The sequence below is a fragment of the Siccirubricoccus phaeus genome (assembly GCF_008360935.1).
Classification (GTDB): domain Bacteria; phylum Pseudomonadota; class Alphaproteobacteria; order Acetobacterales; family Acetobacteraceae; genus Siccirubricoccus; species Siccirubricoccus phaeus.
On sequence record NZ_SRXO01000024.1, the window covers coordinates 76,876 to 96,193 of the forward strand.

Genomic DNA, 19,318 nt, shown 5'->3' on the forward strand with positions numbered 1-19,318 from the left:
GGGGCAGGGTCCTTCCGGCGGCGGTGCCAGGAGTCATGGACCCGGTGCGCAGGCGCCGCAAGCAGCGGCGGTCAGGCCGCCATCACCGGCACCAGCCCGTAGCGGCGCATCACCTCCGCCATCGCCGCCCGGTCCGGCGGCTGTTCCGCCAGCAGCGCCGCGATTTCGCGGAAATAGGCGGGGCCCAGCGCGCCGGGGCTCAGCAGGCAGAGGCAGCCTGCGGCGCCCGGCCCGTCATTGCGGAAGCCGTGCACCACCCCGCGGCGGATGAAGAGGCTTTCGCCCGGGCCGAGCGGCACCTCCGTGCCGTCCACCGTCCAGGTGGTGGTGCCGGAGAGGCCGTAGACCGTCTCGTCCCAGCTTTCGTGGTAGTGCGGCACCGGCATGCAGGCCTGGGGCTGCACCTGCATCTCGAACAGGTCGATCTCTGCCCCGGTGCTTTCGCGGCTTTGCAGGAAATGCAATTCCAGCCCGCCCATGCGGATGATCTCGACCATTTTCCGGCCTCCCAGCTTCTTGCGCGAGTGTGCGCGGCCTGGCCGGGCGAAGGGAAGCAATTGCAGGGGTCACGCTTGCGCGGCCCGGGAGGCGGGGGCTCCGCCCGTTGGCGGCAGAGCCGCCAACCCCCAGCAGGGGGCAGAGCCCCTGCCGGGGTTGGGGGCAGAGCCCCCATCGTCACCTCCCCCGCAGCAGCCACCGCCAGGAGTTTCGCAGCCTTTCCGCCCCATCCTCCGCGAAGAAGGCGCCATGGGCGAAGATCACCCGTTCCGGCGCCAGCGCCAGCAGCCGCGCCGCCGCTTCCCGGTTCGCCGCCGCGTGCCGCCGCATCAGCAGCCGCACCGGCCTCGGCGCGCCGCCCACCGGCGCCGCCGTTCCCATCGCCCGGGCATAGAGCGCCGCGGCCAGCGGCAGGCGGTGCGTTTCCATCGCCTGCACGGTATCGGTCAGCACCAGCGTGCCGCTCGGCGCATGGTGGAAGGCGATCTCGACGAAGCCCCAGCCCCGCAGCATGTCCTGCGCGATCTGCCCGGCCCAGGCCGCCGGCGCCGCCGCCCCCAGCCGGCCATGCGGCCCCAGCAGCAGCCCCGCCGCCGCCGCCCGTTCGGAAACGCCATCCGGCGCCCAGACCCGCGCCTCCGGGAAATGCCGCTGCCAGGAAGGCAAATGCACCCAATGCCCGGTGCCCGGCGAGACCAGGTGCCGCACCGGCCCCAGCGCCCGGATCGCCTCGCCCAGCGGCCCGGTATAGCGCGTCGGCGAATGCAGCCAGAGCCCGCCATCCCCCAGCCGCAGCACCGTCATCCGCACCGGGAAGGGCAGGCCCAGCAGCATCTGCGGGCCGCTATCCACCACCCAGACGCCCTCGGCGACCGGCTTCGGCACATCCAGCGGCGGGTAGGTGCCGTTGCGCGGCGCGGCGTCGCTCATGGCGCGGTCAGCACCCCCACCGTGGCGCCGGCCATGCAGCAGGCGATGCTGGCGGCGACCAGGCTCGGCAGGCCGAGCCGGACGATCTCCGCCCGCCGTCCCGGGCACATGGCGGACATGCCGGTGACCATGATCCCGACCGAGGCGAAATTGGTGAAGCCGCAGAGCGCATAGGTCAGGATCACCCGGCTGCGTTCGGCGAGGCCGGCGCCGCCGGTGCTCGCCAACTCCAGATAGCTGACGAATTCGTTCACCACCACCTTCACGCCGAGCAGCCGGGCCACGGTGCCGGCCTCCTCCGCCGGGACGCCCATGGCGAAGGCCAGCGGCCAGAACACCCAGCCGCCGATCTGCTGCAGGGTGACGCCCGCCAGCGGTTCCAGCATCCCGTTCACCAACGCCACCAGGGCGACGAAGACCACCAGCGAGGCCATGATGCCGAGGAGCAATTGCAGCCCCTCCGCCGTGCCCTGCACCAGCGCGTCCATGGTGCTGTCATAGAGGCGGGGGGGCGGGCCTTCCGGCGCGGCCGCGCCCGGGGTTTCGGTCTCCGGCAGCATCAGCAGGGCGGCGAGGACGGAGCCGGGGGCGGCGACCAGGCTGGCGGTGAGGAGCTGCCCCGCCGCATCCGGCACCACCGGCGCGATCATGGTGGCATAGACCACCAGCATATTGCCGCTGATGGTGGCGAGGCCGGCCACCATGACGACGAAGAGCTCGGCGCGGGTCAGCGTCATCAGCCAGGGGCGGATGAGCAGCGGCGCCTCCACCATGCCGACGAAGACATTGGCGGCGACGGAGAGGTTGCAGGCGCCGGACAGGCCGAAGAGCCGCTTCAGCCCGGCCGCCAGCACATCCACCACCAGCGGCAGTACACGCCAATGATAGAGGGCGGCGGAGAGGGCGCCGACCACCAGGATCAGGGGCAGGGCCTGGAAGAACAGGATGAAGCTGCCGCCCGGGATGGTCTCGGCATAGGGCAAGGGGGCGCCGCCGAGATAGCCGAAGACCAGGGTCGTGCCGGCCCGCGTCGCCCGCGCCAGCGCGTCCACCACATCGCCCAGCGCCGCGAAGCCGGCCCGCAGCAGCGGCACATGCAGCAGCAGCGCGGCGACCAGCATCTGGCCGCCCAGCCCCGCCACCACCACCCTGGCCCGCACGCCGCGGCGGCAACCGCCACAGGCCCAGGCCAGCAGGCAGAGCGCGACCAGCCCGGCCAGGGCCTGGAATTGCAGCAGGCTCATTCCGCCGCGCGCGGCCCAGCGGCAGAGGCGGCGGCGGGCGGCTCCATCTCCACCGCCTCGATGCGGGCGGCGGCGCCGAGGATCTTCTGGGTGGTCAGCAGGATCTGGTCCATGTCGGATTGCGACTCGGCATGGTGGCGCCTGAGGTTGGCAACCCGGCGGTCCAGCCGCAACGTTTCCTCCGCCAGCCTCGCCACTTCCCGCCGCAGGGCGGCGGCCTCGGCCTTCAGCCGGACGTCGCGCATCAGGGCGCGCATGGCGCCGAGCACCGCCCAGAGCGTGCCGGGCGAGACGAGATAGACGCCGCGCCGGGCAGCTTCGGCCACCAGCCCGGGATGCAGCGCGTGGAGGTCGGCATGCAGCGCCTCGGAGGGGAGGAAGAGCAGCGCGCCCTCCGCCGTCTCCCCCGGGCAGATGTACTTGCTGGCGACGTCATCGACATGGCGGCGGATATCGGCGGCGAGGCGCTTCCGGGCCGCCTCGCGGGCGGAATCGTCCGGGGCGGTGCGCAGCGCCTGCCAGGCCTCCAGGGGGAATTTGCTGTCGATCGCGATGGGGCCGGGCGGGAAGGGCAGGCGGATCAGCGCGTCGCAGCGCGTGCCATTGGCCAATGTGTGCTGCCAGGCCCAGCCTTCCGCCGGCAGGCGGTCAGCGAGCATGTCGCGGAGCTGCACCTCACCGAAGGCGCCGCGGGCCTGCTTGTTGCCGAGCAGGGCGGCAAGGGTGGTCACCTGGCCGCCCAGCGCCTCGATATTGGCGCGGGCGGCGTCGATCACCGCCAGCCGCTCATGCAGGCGGCGGGCGCTGTCCTGGGCGCGCTCGGCAGTCTCGGCCAGCGTCCGGTGCAGCCGGTCCTGCTGGGCGGCGGCGGACGCGTCCATGCGGGCGGCCAGGGCATCCAGGCGCTCCGCCAGCCGCGCGTCGCCGCGGGGGCGGAACGCCAGCACGAGGAGCGCGCCGGCCAGCGCGGCCGCCAGCGGCACCAGGACTGCAAACACCCAATCCGGAACGCCGTCCACACATCCTCCGAGAGGGGCCTTGCCGCGGCGCGCGCCCTGTGGCGCGCGACGTCCCCTCCGGCTCTCCACCAGGGCCGAAGGCCCTGCTACCCCTGCGTTAAACCACGACGAAGCCGCCGGAGGAATCCATCTGCAACAGCCGGCCGGTGGCCACGCCGAAATGCATGCCATGCAGGGTCAGCCGGCCTTCGGCGACGGCCTGGGCGACCCAGGGGAAGGTCATCAGGTTCTCCAGGGTCAGGCGAATCGCCTCGCGCTCGCATTCCTCCTGCCGCTCGGCCGGGTCGCAGCGCAGCACGCGCTCCCGCGCCCGGGCGGCAATCTGGATCCAGCCGGCGACGAAATCCTTGGCCTCGGGCGGGGCGCCTTCCAGCAGCGCGCGGATGCCGCCGCATTGCGCATGGCCCATCACCACCACCCGCTTCACCTGCAGCACCCGCACCGCGAATTCCAGCGCGGCCGAGGTGCCGTGGAAGGCGGCATCCGGCATGTAGGGCGGCACGAGGTTGGCGACGTTGCGCACCACGAACAGCTCGCCCGGCGCGGCGGAGAAGATCACCGCCGGATCCACCCGGCTATCCGAGCAGGCGATCACCAGCGTCTCCGGCGCCTGCCCGGCCGCGGCCAGCGCCTCGTACCGCGCCCGCTGCTGCGGCCAGGTCTCCTCACGGAAACGGCGATAGCCTTCGATCAAGCGTTGCATCGCGCCCCCTCATGCCAATTGCGCCAGCCACACGGTATGTCCGGCGCAGTCCGGATCCTCCGCCCGATGCGCCACCACGCGGAACCCCTCCGCCGCCAGCAGAGCCCGGTATTCCGCCGGGTCCAGGCTGGCGTGGTAGAGCCTCTCGCCACCGAACTCCCCGAAGGCCTCGCCCTGCGCCGGCCCGCTGGTGAAGAGCAGCGCCGCGCCGGGAGCCGCATGGGCGCGGAACACCCGGAACATGGCGCGCTGATCCGACTGGGCAAGGTGGAAGAAGCTGTCCCAGGCGAGAATGCCCTGGAAGCTCCGCCCCAGCGCCAGGTGCCGCATATCCGCCACCCGCCATTCGCCCGCCGGCAGGGTGGAGCGGGCGAAGCCGATCATCCGCGGCGAGGAATCCACCCCCGTCACCGCGCAGCCCGCCGCCAGCAGATGCCGCGCGATGGGCACGCCGGTGCCGCAGCCGAGATCGAGCACCGCCGCCCCCGCCGGCAGCAGCGCCAGGAAGCGGTCCAGCCAGCCCTGCTCGAACAGCGCCGTGCTGCGCTGCGCCGCGAACAGCGCCGCGTGGCGCTCATACAGCCCGACGATGTTCTCTGCGTCGGAACTCAATTGCCTAGCTCCCCCCTTGGAACCGGACCGTCCGATGCCTGACGCGGCTTTGCCGCGGCAGGCTGTGTGAGGCGCTCGTCGCCAGGCGACTCGCGGGGCCCCGCGAAGACGCGCAGCGGCTTCGTGGGGATCTAGTGCCGGAAGTGCCGCATGCCGGTGAAGACCATGGCGAGGCCGGCCTTGTCGGCGGCGGCTATCACCTCCGCATCGCGGATCGAGCCGCCGGGCTGGATCACCGCCGTCACGCCCGCCGCGGCCGCCGTCTCCAGCCCATCGGCAAAGGGGAAGAAGGCGTCGGAGGCGACGACGCTGCCCTTGGCCAGCGGCTCCGGCAGCCCGGCCGCCCTGGCCGCCGCCTCGCTCTTCCAGGCGGCGATGCGGCTGCTCTCCACCCGGTTCATCTGCCCGGCGCCGATGCCGACCGTCGCCTGCCCCTTGGCATAGACGATGGCGTTGGACTTCACATGCTTGCAGACCCGGAAGGCGAAGAGCAGGTCGGCCAGCTCCGCCGCGGTCGGCGCCCGCTGCGTCACCACCTTCAGCCCCTCGGCGGCGACGCGCCCGGCATCCCGCGTCTGCGCCAGGAAGCCGCCCGCGACGCTGCGGAAGGCCAGGCCCGGCGCCGCCGGGTCCGGCAGCCCGCCGGTCAGCAGCAGGCGGAGGTTTTTTTTCTTTGCGAAGATCGCCTTGGCCGCGTCGTCGGCATCGGGGGCGATGACCACCTCGGTGAAGATGGCGGCGATCTTCTCCGCCGCCGCCGCATCCAGCACCCGGTTCGCCGCGACGATGCCGCCGAAGGGCGAGACCGGGTCGCAGAGGAAGGCCGCATCCCAGGCGGCGGAAAGATCCTGCGCCACCGCCACGCCGCAGGGATTGGCGTGCTTGACGATGACGATCGCCGGCTCCGCGAATTCCGCCACGCATTCGAAGGCCGCGTCGGTGTCGTTGATGTTGTTGTAGGAGAGTTCCTTGCCCTGCACCTGCCGCGCGGTGGCGATGCCGGGGCGCTGCGAGCCGTCCAGATAGAAGCCGGCCTGCTGGTGCGGGTTCTCGCCGTAGCGCAGCCCCTGCTTCAGCACGCCGGCGAAGCTCAGCCGGGGCGGGAAGGTCTCGCCCAGTTCGCCGGCGAACCAGCGGCTGATGGCGGAATCATAGGCCGCCGTCCGGGCATAGGCGGCGGCGGCCAGGCGCTTGCGGGTGGCCAGCGTCGTGCCGCCCTGCGCCGCCATCTCCGCCTGCACCGCGGCGAAGTCGCCGGGTTCGGTCAGCACTGCGACATGGGCGTGGTTCTTGGCGGCGCTGCGGATCATCGCCGGGCCGCCGATATCGATGTTCTCGATGCAGTCGTTGAAGGCGGCGCCCTGCGCCACCGTCGCCTCGAACGGGTAGAGATTCACCGCCACCAGATCGATGGGCGCAATGCCATGCGCTTCCACCTGCGCCCGGTGCTCCGCCAGGTCCCGGCGGAAGAGCAGCCCGCCATGCACCTGCGGCACCAGCGTCTTCACCCGCCCGTCCAGCATTTCCGGCACGCCGGTATGCTCGGAGACGTCCTTCACCGGCACGCCCGCCTCCCGCAGCGCCTTGGCCGTGCCGCCGGTGGAAAGGATTTCCACCCTCTGCGCCGCCAGGAAGCGGCCGAATTCCACCAGCCCGGTCTTGTCGGAGACGGAAAGCAAGGCGCGGCGGATCGGGACGATATCGGACATGGCGGGGACTCCGGCCGGGGAGGGCCGCGGGATAGACCCGGCCGCCCCCCGGAGGCAACCGGCCTGGCCCTTGCCCCGCCTGCTGCCTGTCCCCGTCCCGCGGGGGCGGGCCGCCAAACTCGAGGGCCGAAAGGCCTTTCGCCCCTGGCGGGTGGGGCGTTTGAGGGGGGCGCAGCCAAAGCCCTCCTCAAGCCGCTACCGCTTGATATCCGCCTCCACCAGCACGCTGCGCCCCTCCGGCGCCAGCAACTCCGCCAGTGCCGCCAGGCCGGCGAGGCCGCAGGCGATATCCTGCTCGCCATTCCCCCCGCTCAGCCCGATGCCGCCCACCACCGCGCCCTCCACGACGATGGGGAAGCCGCCGACGAAGACGGCGAAGCGCCCTTCGAAGCTCCACTGGATGCCGAAAGCCTCGTTCCCCGGCAGCGCCGGCCCGTTCGGCGGCGCATTGAACAGATGCGTGGCGCGCTTATGCCCCGCCGCGGTGAAGGCCTTGTTCCAGGCGATCTGCGGCCCGGTCACCCGGGCGCCGTCCATGCGTTCCAGCACCAGGGGAAAGCCCGCCTCATCCGTCACGCAGCAGCTCTGCGGCACGCCGATCTCGGCGGCCTTCCGCAGCGCGGCATCGACCATGGCGCGGGCCTCGTGGCGTTCCAGCTTCAGCGCGGCTTTCATGCGGCAGGGCTTCCAGGCTTGGGTGGCGGTGGGGGCCAGGAGACGCTGACATCCCCGGTGACGAAGGTCTGGCAGGCCATGCGCCAGCCTACCGCGAATTGCTCCTCCGTCAGGTGCTTGCGCTCCTTCGGCTTGATGGCGTCGGTATTCTCCCGCCCTGCCTCGATGCGGCATTTGCAGGTGCCGCAGAGGCCGCCGCCGCATTTGAAGGGAATGCCGCCCCTCTCCCGGATGGAGAGGCGCAGCAGGCTGGTGCTCTCGGCGGTTGTCGCCGTCCGGCCGCCATTGGAGAGGAAGGTGACGGTGATCATGCAGGCACCGGCCGCAGCGCCGCGCGCAGGCTGCCGAAGGCGGCGAGGTGCTGCAACTCCGCCCGCGCCGCCTCCAGCGTCGCGTAGCGCGGCAGGAATTTGGCCGGGACCAGGTTCACCACCGGCGGCTCCCCCTCGTCGATCACCCGCACCTTCACCGCCTCGCGCAGCTCGGCGATGACGAAGCGAGCCTTGGGCGTGCTGCCGAAGAGGTAGTCATAGGCCTCGAGAGGGACGATCCCCGCCACCGCTTCGGTGCGGAACTGGCCGGGCTTGCTGGTCAGGATCACGTACATGGCGGGAACCTTCAGGGCCGTGCGGGGGGCGGGGGCGGCGTCACGCCATCCTGGGTGAGGGCGATGTCATGGTGCAGCCAGAGCTGGCAGGCGAGGCGCAGCCCCTGTTCCAGCCGCTCCGCCAGCACCTTCCTCTCCTTCCAATTCGGCTCCGGCAGGTGCTCGGCGCCCGCCAGCACGCGGCAGGCGCATTTGCCGCATTTGCCCATGCCGCAGCCGAAGCGGAGATGCGGGAAGGGGAATTTCCTGATTCCGGTGCGGACGACGAGGTTGGTGTTGTCCGGCACCTCCTCGGTGAAGGACTCCTCGCCCTTGCGGAAGGTCACCTGCGGCATGGCGTTTCCCGAAGCGTGATCGCTGGAGGTCCGGTCACCGGACGCGTGAATCACGCGACCAGACCATGCCCGGCCGGCGCGCGCGGGGTGCCCGGCCGGTGCAGCTCAGGCGGCAAGGTCCAGCTCCTGCAGCGGCAGCTCCTGCTCCACGTAATCGCGGTACAGCGCGTTGGTGTAGAGCAGCCGCATCTGCGCCCCGATCTCGCAGATCTTCAGGCAGCGCTGCTGCAGCGCTGGCGTGTTCGCATGCTCCAGCACGATCTGGTAGCCGCGCTCGCCATGGATCTCGTCGGAGACGATGTGCAGGTCGAAGAACTCCACCTCCTCATCGGTGAAGCCGTATTTCTCCCGCAGGGTCGGGGTCTGGCGGCGATAGATGGAGGGCACCTGGCTTTCCAGCCCTACTACCAGCCCGGCCACGGCGACGATCGGATCCTCCCGCATCGCGATGCAGTAGCACCAGCTCTGCAACGCGCGGGTGGTGGCGGACATGTTCGCCTCATCCGTCACCCGCGCCCGCGTCGTGCCGCAGGCCTCGGCGAAGCGGATCAGCAGATCCGTATGGCGGTCGCCGCCGATCTCCTCCTCATACATGTTGGCCAGCAGGAAATCCTTCGCCTCCTGGTACTGCGCCGGCATGCGGGCATAGACATAGCCCAGGTAGTCGGCGAAGGGGCCGACATAGTGGTAGTGGTTCTCCGCCCAGCGGGCGAGATGCGCCCGGCTCAGCTTGCCGCTGGCCCAGGCGATGCTGAAGGGCGATGTGTTCGCGCTGCGGCCCTTGATAGCGCTCTCCAGCGCGGCGCGGAATTCGTCGTGGTCCATCAGCGCGGTCATGGCGTTGTCCTTTTCTGTCGGTGCGGCGAAGGCATGGCCGGAGGGGTCACCACAGCACCACCGCGGCCAGGGTCGAGAGCACGAGGCCGGCGATGACCGGCAGGAAGAGCACCCGGACCACCTCCAGCACCGGCACCCGGCAGAAGCCGGCGACGGCGATGAGGGAGGACCAGGCGATCAGGCAGCCACCGCCGGTCCAGATGGCGCCCATCTGGCCGATGGCGGCGAGCGTGGTGGGGTGGATCCCCGCCACGGGCCCCAGCGCGCCGGAGAGCGCGCCGGTGAGCGGCAGGCCGGAGAAGCCGGAGCCGTCGATGCCGGTGACCATGCCGACGACCAGCACGCCGAAGGCGACCACCGACGGGCTTTGCGGAATGGCGTGCTCGACGGCGTGCACCAGCTCGAACAGCAGGTCGGGTGCCGTCGCGCCGGGCGCCAGGCCGAGGATGGGACCGGCGAATTCCCGGGCGCCGAGAAAGAAGAAGCCGGCGATCGGCAGGATGGTGCCCATGGCGCGGAAGGCGAAGACCAGCCCGTCCACGACATGGTCCGCCGCGCTGTCCAGCACGCCGGCGCCGTCCGCGGCGAAGCTCGCCAGCAGCATCAGCAGCAGGGCGCTGCCGCCGACCAGCGCCGCGGCGTCGCCGCCCCGCAGCTCCGGCAGGCCGGGGACCAGCTTCGGCAGCACCATGCAAAGCACGACGAGGAAGAAGACGATGGGCGTGAGGCTGGCGAAGAGCCCGGTCCAGCGCGTCGCCGGCGGCGGCGCGCCGGGTTCCGGCAGGGGCTCGGCCTCCGCCGCATGCAGGGCGATGACGGATTTGTCGAAGCCGCCGGGCGGCGGGTGCAGCGCCGCCCGCTGCTGTGCCAGGCTGGCGCCGGCCTGCCAGGCGGCGAGATGCGCCTGGCTCGGCGTCCGGATGGCGCTGCGCACCGCGAGGTAGCCGAGCCCGAGCGCGACGCCGCCGGTGACGAGGGAGAGCACCAGCGCCTTGTCCGCCACCTGCGCCGCGGCGTCCGGCAGGCCGGCGGCGCGGGCGCTGATGCCAGGGGCGACGCGGATGACATAGTCCGAGGACAGCGCCATGCCCTGGCCGGCCGCCGCGATGGCGATGGCGGCGCCGAGCGGCGGCAAGCCGGCGGCGATCGCCGCCGGCAGCAGCGTGGCGGCGACCAGCGGCACGGCGGGCGTCGGCCAGAAGAAGAGCGAGATCACATAGGTGGCGCCGGCCACCACCCAGAAGGCGACATGGCCGCTGGTCATCACTTTCTGGAAAGGCCGCACCATGCGCTGGTCCGCCCCGATATGGCGCAGGGCATTGAGCAGCGAGGTCATCAGCGCGATGACGAGGAAGATGCTGAACAGCTCCTTCGCCGCGGCGAGGGAGGCGCCGAAGACGGCGATGACGGCGGCGACCGGGCTGCCGGAGAAGGCGAGGGCGGTGAGGCAGGTGGCGAGGATGGCCGGGACGACCACATTCGCGCGCAGCGCCATGGTGAGGACGATGGCGAGGACGCCGAGCAGATATATCCAGTGGGTGGCGGTGAGCGGGACATCCATGCGGCGGCGCCTTCCCCCGAGCTGGCACCGGAGCCAGGCCCGGGCATCGCCGGCATCGTTGTATACGGCGATTGGCCAAGTCAACGAAAAGCAGGGCAGGGTGGTGACGCAATTTGCGGCGAAGGCCCGGTCATGCAGAATAATGCCCATTCTCCGGGCGGATGCGGCCTAGAATGCGGGCGGAAGGAGCCAGGCGTGCCTGATAATGTTACGTTTGATGTATACGGCGATCATGGCAACCCACCCCGGCGCAACCTCAGCGCCCAGGCACTCAACATCCTTCGCCGCGCCATCCTCTCCGGCCGCCTCGCCCCCGGCGAACGCCTGGTGGAGGAACGCCTCTCCGCCGATCTCGGCATGTCCCGCGTGCCGATCCGCGAGGCCATCAAGCAATTGCTGGCGGAAGGCCTGGCGGTGCCGGCGGAAGGCAGTTCCGGCGGCCGCGGCGCCCGGGTGGTGCAGGTGGGGAAAGAAGAAGCCCAGGACCTCATCGAGGTGCGGGCCGTGCTGGAAGGGCTGAACGCCAAGCTGGCGGCGCGGCGGCAGGACCCCGAGACCATCGCCCGCATCCGCGCCCTGCTGGCGCGCGGCGCTGCGGCGGCGGCCAGCGCGCCGCGGGAGGAGCTGGCGCGGCTCAACGCCGCCTTCCACGATCTGCTGGCCGTCGCCGGCGCCAACCGCGCGCTGGCGGAGCTGATGCGGCCGCTGCGCGAACGGACGGAGCTGGTGTTCCGCCGCAACGGCACGGCACGGGCAGCGACGGATTGGAAGGAGCACGCCGCCATCCTGGAAGCGGTGGCGGAGGGGGATGAGGAACTCGCCGCGCTGCTGGCGGCGCGGCATGTGCACCGGGCGGCGAAGGACGCGATGCAAGGTTGATTTCATCCCCACGACGCCGCTGCGCGGCGCCGCGGGGACCCCGAGAAGCCTTGCGCAGCCTGCCGCGGCGAAGCCGCGGCAGGGCAACAGCTAGAGCAGATCGCCGGAGGGCGGCATCGCCCGGAGGCGTGATCTGCTCTACAAGCCATAAGTTAGAGCGATTTCGCGCTGCACAGTCAGCGTGAAACCGCTCTAGCGCTACTTCTTGCGCGTCTCCACCAGCACGCCGCTGGCCTTCAGCGCCTTCAGCTCCTCCGCGGAGAAGCCGTTCTTCCCCAGCACCTCCTCGGTGTGCTCGGCGAAGCGCGGCGGCACGCCGCGGGTGCCGCCCGGCGTGCGGCTCAGCTTGATCGGCGTGCCGAGGCCGCGATAGGTGCCGAGCTCCGTCACCATCTCCCGATGCGCGGTGTGGTCGGCCTGCATCGCCTCGTCCACATGCAGCACCGGCCCCGCGGGCAGGCCGGCCGCCAGCATGCGGCGGCAGAGATCGTGGCCGTCCTCGGTGGCGAAGCGGGCTTCCAGCACCTCCGTCAGCGCCTCCCGGTTCGTCACCCTGCCGCCATTGGTGGCGAAGCGCTCATCCTTCGCCACTTCGGGAATGCCCAGGAATTCGCAGAATTTGCGGAAGGCCGGGTCGTTGCCGGCGGCTACGAAGATCTCGCAGGTCTTGGTGCGGAATTTGGAATAGGGCACCAGGTTCGGATGCGGGTTGCCGGTCGCCTTCGGCCGCTTGCCGTTCAGGAAGTAGTTGGGGGCATGCGGATGCAGCAGCGCCATGCCGCAATCATGCAGCGTCATGTCGCAATACTGGCCCTGGCCGCTCCGCTCCCGCTCCTGCAGCGCCATCAGGATGGCGATGGTGGAGAACAGGCCCGTGGCGATGTCGACGATCGGCGTCCCCAGCCGCGTCGGCCCGCTCGTCTCCGTACCGTTGATGCTCATCAGCCCGGTCATCGCCTGCAGCACGGCGTCATAGCCCGGGAAGCCGCCCAGCGGGCCGGTGGCGCCGAAGCCGGAGACGCGGCAATGCACCAGCCGGGGGAATTTCTTGCTCAGCACCTCATGGTAGCCGAGGCCCCATTTCTCCATGCTGCCCGGCTTGAAATTCTCGATCAGCACGTCGGCGCCTTCCAGCAGCCGCAGCAGCACCTGCTTCCCCTCGGGCTTCGAGAGGTCGAGGCCGACCGATTTCTTGTTCCGGTTGATGTTGAGGAAGTAGCTGGCGGTGCCGTCCGCATCGAAGGGCGGGCCCCAGTCGCGCACCTCGTCGCCCTGCGGCGGCTCCAGCTTGATGACCTCGGCGCCGTGGTCGGAGAGCACCATGGTGCAATAGGGCCCGCCGAGCACGCGGGTGAGGTCGATGACGCGCAGCCCCGCCAGCGCGCCGGCGGAGCGCGCAAGGCCGAGGCCAGGGGTCTGGGGCAGGGCATCCATGATGCGGCGACTTTCCTTCCCGGTCCGGTCGTGAAGCTGCCAGCCTAGGCGCCGGGCGCGCCAGGGGCAAACGCCGCGGCAAACCACCTGACAAGCCGCGTGGCGAAGGGTGCCGCGGCGGCATGGCAACGCGGCGAAGGCCGCGAACAGCGCCCCTGCGAGGCCGGTGCCATGGCCCCTACTCCTGCCCCCCGGCGCCGCGAGGCTGACGCCATGCCTCTACTCCTGCCCCCGGCCCCCGAGGCATGGCGCGACGCCGTCCCACTCTTGCCGTCGCCGCCCGCAGCCGGAAGGCTGGCGCCATGCCGGACCCCGTCACCCTGGAAGGCGCCCGTCTCCTCCTCCGCCCCTGGCGGGCCGAGGATGCCGCGCCGCTGGCCGCCCTCAACGCCGACCCGGCGGTGATGCGGCACTTCCCCGCGCCCATGACCCGCGCCGAGAGCGATGCCTGGATGGCCCGCCTCCAGGCCCATTTCGCTGCCCATGGCTTCGGCTTCTGGGCGGCGGAGCGGCGGGGCGAGCCCGGCTGCATCGGCGCCGTCGGCCTCCTCCACATCCCCTGGGAGGCGGCCACCGAGGACAGCACCCCGCCCTGCCGCATCGCCCCGCCCGCCATCGAGATCGGCTGGCGCCTGGCCGCCGCGGCGCAGCGCCAGGGCTATGCCGCGGAAGCTGCCCGCCTTGCTTTGGGCTTCGGCTTCGCCCGGCTGGGCCTGGCAGAGATCCTCGCCTTCACCGTCCCGGCCAACGCCCCCTCCTGGCGGCTGATGGAGCGGCTCGGCATGGCGCGGGTCGGGCATTTCCGGCATCCCCGCCTGCCGCCCGGCCATCCCCTGGAACGCCATGTGCTGTACCGTCTCACCCGCGCGGCGACGGGCTTCCCCGCGGCGGCGTCAGGCTGATAGCCTCCTCTCGACAGGGGAGGAACGGCATGCGCTGCGGGCGCGCGGCCGCCGGTATCGCCGCGGGGCGGAAGGTCGGGACGGCCCATGGCGGCCCGTTCCTGAGCCGATTTGGTCAATCGACCGACTTGGGCTCCGCGCGGCCCTATGCTAGCCTCGCCGGACAACCAGACAGGGAGGACCCATATGGCCGCCGCCGATCTCCGGCCCGTCGCCCCGCCGCCCCCGGCGCCCATGTCCCAGCCGGACCCCGTGGCCCGGGCCCGTGCCCTGCAGCCCCTGCTGGCGGCCGAGGGCCCGGCCATCGACCGCGCCATGCAGCTCACCCCCCCGGTGCTGGAGGCCCTGCACGATGCCGGCCTCCACCGGCTGCTGCTGCCGCCGGAGCTGGGCGGCGATGCCCTGCCGCTGGATGCCTATGCCCAGGTGGTGGAGGCGGTGGCGGTGGGCGATGCCAGCACTGCCTGGTGCGTGAACCAGAGCAATGTCTCCGTCCTCAGCAGCGCCACCTACCTGGCGCCGGAGGTGGCGCAGCGCTTCTTCGCCCATAGCCGCGCGGCGCTGGCCTGGGGGGCGCGGCATGGCAAGGCGAAGGCGGTGCCGGTGCCGGGCGGCTACCGCGTCACCGGCGCCTGGGAATTCGGCTCCGGCAGCCGCCATTCCGTGCTGATCGGCGCGCATGTGCCGGTGGTGCTGGAGGATGGGACGCCGCGCCCCGGCCCGGATGGGCGGCCGGAGGATGTGACGGTGATCTTCCCCAAGGAGCAGGCGCGCATCCTGGGCGGCTGGGCCGCCCTCGGCCTGCGCGGCACCGGCAGCGATGCCTATGAGGTGACGGATCTCTTCGTGCCGGACGCGCATGCCTGCTTTCGGGACCGGCTGGCGGAGCGGCGCATCACCACGCCGGTCACCCTCTTCACCTCGCATCTCTGCTATGCGGCGGGCTTCTCCGCCACCGCGCTCGGCGTGGCGCGAGCGCTGCTGGACGAGTACATCGCCCTGGCCCGCGGCAAGCAGGCCCGTGCCGGCGCCCAGCCCATGGCGGAGAATCACAGCGTGCAGTCGGAAATCGCCCAGTTGGAGGCGAAGCTCCGCGCCCACCGCATGTACCTCTTCGGCACGCTGAAGGAGGCCTGGGCGGAGGCGGAGGGGAGTGGCGCGCTGAGCATGCCGACGCGCATGGCGGTGCGGCTGGCCACCACCACGGCGATGCGGGAGGCGACGGATATTTCCGTGGCCTGCTACCGCGCTGGCGGCACGACCTCGGTGCTGGAGGCCAATCCCTTCGAGCGGCGCCTGCGCGACGCCATGGCGGTCTCGCAGCATCTGCAGGGAACGCCATGGCATCTGGAAACCGTGGGGCGGCATCTGCTGGGGGTGCCGCAGCGGGAGGCGTTCGTCTAGCTCCCCACGAAGCCGCTGGCGCGGCTTCGTGGGGCCCCGTGAGTCGCCGCCTGACTTGCGCCTCGCACAGCCTGCCGCGGCAAAGCCGCGGCAGGACAACGGGCAGCGGGAAGGGCGGGCAGCCGGGCTGCCGGAGCAAGCTCCGATCAGGTGGAATCACTGATCGGAGTAATTTGCTCGCTGGCTCAAACAAGGACCTGGAGCACCCTCTCTGCGCCTCGGCGCAGGGAGAATGCTCTAGTGTCCTGCCCGCGAAGTTCGCTGGATTTCCAGCGAACGGAGCGGACAAGCAGGCCACTGAAAACAAAAGCTAGTGGCCCGAGAGCGAAGTCCGCAGGACTTCGGAATCGGGACACTAGGATGCCAGCCGCCTCGCCCCCGCCGCGAACAGGCTCTCCGGCCGATCCAGCCCGTAATGCTCCCGCAGCGTGGTCCCGGTGTATTCCTCCCGGAACAGCCCGCGCCGCCGCAGCAGCGGGATCACCTCCGCCGCGAAGGCGTGGAAGCCGCCCGGCATCCAGGGCGGCATGATGTTGAATCCATCCGCCGCCCCCTGGGTGAACCAGGTCTCGATATGGCCGGCGATCTGCTCCGGCGTCCCCGCCAGCACGAAATGCCCGCGCGCCCCCGCCAGCTTGTGCAGCAGCTCCCGCAGCGTCGGCTTCTCCCGCGCCACGATCCCGGCCACGAGCTGCAGCCGCGAGGCCGCGGCGCGCGGCCCCTGCCGGGGGATCAGATGCTCGGGGAAAGGCGCGTCCAGCGCCTCCCGCGAGACATCCACGCCGAGGATCGCGCCGAGCTGTTGCAGCGCGTAGCCCGGCTGCACCAGCGCGTCGAATTCGGCCTGCAGCCGCTTCGCCTCCGCCTCCGTCCCGCCGATGAAGGGGCTGAGGCCCGGCAGCACCTTCACCTGCTCCGGCCGCCGCCCCAGCCCGGCGGCGCGCGCCTTGATGTCGGCGTAGAATTCCTGCGCGCTGTCCAGCGTCTGGTGCGCGGTGAAGATCGCCTCCGCCCAGCGTGCCGCGAAGCCGCGGCCATCCTCGGAGGACCCCGCCTGCACATAGACCGGCCGCCCCTGCGGCGAGCGCGGCGAATTCAGCGGCCCGCGCACCTTGAAGAATTGTCCCGCATGGTCCAGCCGGTGGATCTTCGCCGGGTCGGCATAGCGCCCGCTTGCCTGGTCGGCGATCACCGCATCGTCTTCCCAGGAATCCCAGAGCGCGGTGACCACCTCCAGGAATTCCTCCGCCCTGGCGTAGCGCTCGGCATGCGGCGGGTGCTCCGGCAGCCCGAAATTCTGCGCCGCGCCGGCATCGGTCGTCGTCACGATGTTCCAGCCGGCCCGTCCGCCGCTCAGATGGTCCACCGAGCTGAACAGCCGGGCGAGGTTGTAGGGCTCGTGATAGGTGGTGGAGGCGGTGGCGATCAGCCCGATCCGCTGCGTCGCTGCGGCGATGCCGGTGAGCAGGGTGGTCGGCTCCAGCCGGAAGCGCGGGGCGAAGGCGATGTTCTGCGCCAGCACCGGGCCGTCGGCGAAGAAGACGGCATCCATCTTCGCCGCCTCCGCCCGCTGCGCCAGGGCCTGGTACCAGCCGAGCTGCGTCAGCGCGCCGATCTCGGCCTCCCGGTAGCGCCAGGCCGCTTCATGGTGGCCGTCGGGGTAGATGAAGAGGTTCAGGTTGAGCTGGCGGCGGTCGGGCATGGGCGGGCTCCGGGCGCGGCAGGGGCGGCGGCGCATCCCGGTATCCTGCCCGCTCTGTTCGCTGGATTCCAGCGAACGGCGCGGACAGGCAGGCCACTGAAAATAAGGCCTGGAGCCCGTTCCGCCGCCGCCATGCAAAAAAAGAAGCTTGAGGTGCAATTTTCTACCGTCGCCCGGAGGTTCAGCGCAGTTGCGAATGCCTCTCAATCACATTAAGCTGCCCAACAGCGAGGAGTCGCTCCCGGAGGTGCCATATGACCGAGACCGTCAAGTCCGAACCGGCCCTGCGGCCGCCGCCCGCTCCGCGGCCGCCCCATATCCTGGTCAGCGCGGACCTGCTTCGCGGCAACCGCGAAGTCGGCATCCGCCATGGCGAGGATATGTATCGCCTGCGGCTGACCGCCGCCGGCAAGCTCATCCTGACCAAATAGCCCGCTCCCCAGGCCAGCCAGACCGGCATGGCGGGGAAGGGCGCCCGGCCTTGCCCCGCCGGTGACCTGCAGGGGGTGCGGCCCGCTGCGCCTCCCGCCAGCTCCCGCAGGATGGCGCCGCCCGCGCCCTGGGGCGCCGCTGCGATGCGCCCTGTCGAACCCGCCCCTGCGACGGACGCTGCATCGCCACCCGGGGGAGGGGCCGCGTCGTCTCGCCTCCCTCGACCCTGTCCGCGCTGACCCTGAAGGAAACCCCGCCCGTGCCCTCCCTGGCCCCACGCCCCCTCGGCGGACGCCCGATTGGCGAACGCCCGCAGACGGAACGCCCGCTGGCCGAGCGCCCCTTGGCCGAACGCTACGTCGAGCTGCGCCGCAGCCTGCCGCAGCTCCGCGCCCGGGACGCCGCCCAGCGCCTCGGCGCCACGGAAGCCGCGCTGGTGGGCAGCGGCGTCACCGGCCCCGCCACCCCGCTCCGGCCGGACTGGGCGGCGCTGATCGTCGCCTGCCGCAGCCTCGGCCCGGTGATGGCGCTGACCCGCAACGAACACGCGGTGCATGAGCGCCATGGCCGGTTCGAGGAGATCTCGAGCGGGCCGGGCCATATCCTCGTCCTCGGTCCGGATATCGACCTGCGGCTCTTCCCCGGCGGCTGGGCGCATGCCTTCGCGGTCGGCGGCCCGCGCCCCTCCCTGCAGATCTTCGACAAGGCGGGGGAGGCGGCGCACAAGATCTTCGCCCTGGAGGGCCGCACCGATCTCCGCGCCTGGGACGCGCTGGTGGCGAGCTTCGCCGCCCCCGCCCTGCCGCCCCCGCCGGAGCGGGCCACCCCCCGCGCGGCGCCGGAGGCCGAAGGCGCGGTGGACGCTGCCGCGCTCCGCACCGATTGGCTGGCGCTGCGCGACACCCATGATTTCGTGAAGCTGCTGCGCCAGCACCGCGCCAGCCGCCGCCAGGCCCTGGCGCTGGCCGGCGACGACCTTTCCCGCCCGCTGGACCCCGCCGCGGCCGGCCGCGCCACCCTGACCCTGGCGGCGGAGCAGCAAGTGCCGATCATGGTCTTCGTCGGCAACCGCTCCGCCATCCAGATCCATACCGGCCTGATCCGCCGGCTGCTGCCCTCCTCCGGCGGCTGGTTCAACGTGCTGGACCCGGATTTCAACCTGCATCTGCGGGAGGCCGGCGTGGCCTCCGCCTGGCGCGTGGTGAAGCCCACCGAGGATGGCGCGGTGACCAGCATCGAGCTGCTGGACGCGGCAGGTGGCGTCCTCGCCCAGCTCTTCGGCGCCCGCAAGCCGGGGCAGAAGGAGCGCGAGGATTGGCGCGCCATCGCCGCCGAGGTGGCGGAGCGCCATGCCGCGACGGCGGAGGCGGCGGCCTGACCCGCCGGGCCCTGCCGCCGCTGCCCGGCCGCGCCCGCTCATCCCGCCGCCGCTGAGCCGCGCCGCCAGGGCAGGGAATGCGCCCGCCCGGGCCGAACGCCGGACGGCTCTTGCAGGCCGGGCTGCCCGCGAAGTTCGCTGGATGTCCAGCGACCGCAGCGGACAGGCAGGCCACTGAAAACAAAGCTAGTGGCCCGAGAACGAAATCCGCAGGACTGCGGAATCGGGACACTAGAGCGGTTTCACGCTGACTGTGCAGCGCGAAACCGCTCTGGCTTATGGATTGTAGAGCAGATTCACGCCTCCGGCGATGCCGCCCTCCGGCGATCTGCTCTAGGGTCTGTTGAGATTTAGCGTGAGTGGATCACGGTGGTGGCGAGGTAGATCATCGCGGCGAAGCTCTGGTCGGTCTTTTCGCTGCGCATGGCGATGCGCTTGAAGTCCTTCAGCTTGCAGA

At 71.5% G+C, this 19,318-nt stretch carries 20 protein-coding genes; 5 read left to right on the plus strand and 15 right to left on the minus strand.

The window, feature by feature from the left end; translation table 11 throughout:
* Window positions 1-71: 71 nt before the first annotated feature.
* The 13 genes from E5N76_RS24760 to E5N76_RS24820 all read right to left on the minus strand — a co-directional run bounded on the left by E5N76_RS24760 (window position 72) and on the right by E5N76_RS24820 (window position 10,730).
* Window positions 72-497, minus strand: a complete 426-nt coding sequence (locus E5N76_RS24760) for a cupin domain-containing protein (protein WP_149540181.1) — start codon at window positions 495-497, stop codon at window positions 72-74.
* A 178-nt stretch (window positions 498-675) separates the two neighbouring features.
* Window positions 676-1,428, minus strand: coding sequence for a DUF4336 domain-containing protein (locus E5N76_RS24765; protein ID WP_149540183.1), 753 nt, complete (start codon window positions 1,426-1,428; stop codon window positions 676-678).
* Window positions 1,425-2,672, minus strand: a complete 1,248-nt coding sequence (locus tag E5N76_RS24770) for a NupC/NupG family nucleoside CNT transporter (RefSeq protein ID WP_149540185.1) — start codon at window positions 2,670-2,672, stop codon at window positions 1,425-1,427. Before E5N76_RS24770 ends, E5N76_RS24765 begins: the two co-directional genes overlap by 4 nt.
* Window positions 2,669-3,691, minus strand: coding sequence for a DNA recombination protein RmuC (locus E5N76_RS24775; RefSeq protein ID WP_187830377.1), 1,023 nt, complete (start codon window positions 3,689-3,691; stop codon window positions 2,669-2,671). The genes E5N76_RS24770 and E5N76_RS24775 overlap by 4 nt, the downstream gene beginning before the upstream one ends.
* 97 nt (window positions 3,692-3,788) lie before the next feature.
* On the minus strand, window positions 3,789-4,394 hold the full coding sequence (locus E5N76_RS24780; protein ID WP_149540189.1) for a carbonic anhydrase: 606 nt from the start codon (window positions 4,392-4,394) through the stop codon (window positions 3,789-3,791).
* Window positions 4,395-4,403: 9 nt separating this feature from the next.
* Window positions 4,404-5,006: a class I SAM-dependent methyltransferase gene (locus tag E5N76_RS24785; protein WP_149540191.1), complete on the minus strand. Its 603-nt coding sequence runs from the start codon at window positions 5,004-5,006 to the stop codon at window positions 4,404-4,406.
* Window positions 5,007-5,137: 131 nt separating this feature from the next.
* Window positions 5,138-6,715, minus strand: a complete 1,578-nt coding sequence (purH, locus tag E5N76_RS24790) for a bifunctional phosphoribosylaminoimidazolecarboxamide formyltransferase/IMP cyclohydrolase (protein WP_149540193.1) — start codon at window positions 6,713-6,715, stop codon at window positions 5,138-5,140.
* Between the two features lie 195 nt (window positions 6,716-6,910).
* Window positions 6,911-7,390: a GlcG/HbpS family heme-binding protein gene (locus tag E5N76_RS24795; RefSeq protein ID WP_149540195.1), complete on the minus strand. Its 480-nt coding sequence runs from the start codon at window positions 7,388-7,390 to the stop codon at window positions 6,911-6,913.
* Window positions 7,387-7,701 (minus strand): 2Fe-2S iron-sulfur cluster-binding protein, encoded by a 315-nt coding sequence (locus E5N76_RS24800; protein WP_149540196.1) that lies wholly within the window; start codon window positions 7,699-7,701, stop codon window positions 7,387-7,389. The genes E5N76_RS24795 and E5N76_RS24800 overlap by 4 nt, the downstream gene beginning before the upstream one ends.
* A complete protein-coding gene (locus tag E5N76_RS24805) occupies window positions 7,698-7,997 on the minus strand; it encodes a ferredoxin (protein ID WP_149540198.1) in 300 nt (99 codons plus the stop codon). The genes E5N76_RS24800 and E5N76_RS24805 overlap by 4 nt, the downstream gene beginning before the upstream one ends.
* A gap of 11 nt (window positions 7,998-8,008) precedes the next feature.
* Window positions 8,009-8,332 (minus strand): 2Fe-2S iron-sulfur cluster-binding protein, encoded by a 324-nt coding sequence (locus E5N76_RS24810; RefSeq protein ID WP_149540200.1) that lies wholly within the window; start codon window positions 8,330-8,332, stop codon window positions 8,009-8,011.
* 105 nt (window positions 8,333-8,437) lie between these two features.
* Window positions 8,438-9,169, minus strand: coding sequence for a TenA family transcriptional regulator (locus E5N76_RS24815; RefSeq protein ID WP_149540202.1), 732 nt, complete (start codon window positions 9,167-9,169; stop codon window positions 8,438-8,440).
* A gap of 46 nt (window positions 9,170-9,215) precedes the next feature.
* On the minus strand, window positions 9,216-10,730 hold the full coding sequence (locus E5N76_RS24820; RefSeq protein WP_149540204.1) for a hypothetical protein: 1,515 nt from the start codon (window positions 10,728-10,730) through the stop codon (window positions 9,216-9,218).
* A gap of 195 nt (window positions 10,731-10,925) precedes the next feature.
* Between E5N76_RS24820 and E5N76_RS24825 the strand changes: the two genes are divergently transcribed.
* Window positions 10,926-11,609, plus strand: a complete 684-nt coding sequence (locus E5N76_RS24825) for a GntR family transcriptional regulator (RefSeq protein ID WP_207792106.1) — start codon at window positions 10,926-10,928, stop codon at window positions 11,607-11,609.
* 198 nt (window positions 11,610-11,807) lie between these two features.
* Here E5N76_RS24825 and E5N76_RS24830 read toward each other — a convergent pair whose 3' ends face one another.
* Window positions 11,808-13,043, minus strand: coding sequence for a CaiB/BaiF CoA transferase family protein (locus E5N76_RS24830; protein ID WP_149540208.1), 1,236 nt, complete (start codon window positions 13,041-13,043; stop codon window positions 11,808-11,810).
* A 245-nt stretch (window positions 13,044-13,288) separates the two neighbouring features.
* Here E5N76_RS24830 and E5N76_RS24835 point away from each other — a divergent pair, with 245 nt between their 5' ends.
* Together E5N76_RS24835 and E5N76_RS24840 are read left to right on the plus strand one after the other, a co-directional pair.
* Entirely contained in the window at window positions 13,289-13,945 is a 657-nt protein-coding gene (locus tag E5N76_RS24835) for a GNAT family N-acetyltransferase (protein WP_235907864.1), read from the plus strand.
* A 186-nt stretch (window positions 13,946-14,131) separates the two neighbouring features.
* Window positions 14,132-15,349: an acyl-CoA dehydrogenase family protein gene (locus E5N76_RS24840; RefSeq protein WP_149540210.1), complete on the plus strand. Its 1,218-nt coding sequence runs from the start codon at window positions 14,132-14,134 to the stop codon at window positions 15,347-15,349.
* Between the two features lie 355 nt (window positions 15,350-15,704).
* Here the strand turns inward: E5N76_RS24840 and E5N76_RS24845 are convergent, their stop codons facing one another.
* Entirely contained in the window at window positions 15,705-17,051 is a 1,347-nt protein-coding gene (locus E5N76_RS24845; protein ID WP_149540212.1) for an LLM class flavin-dependent oxidoreductase, read from the minus strand.
* 254 nt (window positions 17,052-17,305) lie between these two features.
* Here E5N76_RS24845 and hemP point away from each other — a divergent pair, with 254 nt between their 5' ends.
* Both hemP and E5N76_RS24855 read left to right on the plus strand, forming a co-directional pair.
* Entirely contained in the window at window positions 17,306-17,482 is a 177-nt protein-coding gene (gene hemP, locus E5N76_RS24850) for a hemin uptake protein HemP (RefSeq protein ID WP_149540214.1), read from the plus strand.
* A gap of 260 nt (window positions 17,483-17,742) precedes the next feature.
* Window positions 17,743-18,861 (plus strand): hemin-degrading factor, encoded by a 1,119-nt coding sequence (locus tag E5N76_RS24855; RefSeq protein ID WP_235907865.1) that lies wholly within the window; start codon window positions 17,743-17,745, stop codon window positions 18,859-18,861.
* The last annotated feature ends 457 nt before the right edge of the window (window positions 18,862-19,318 follow it).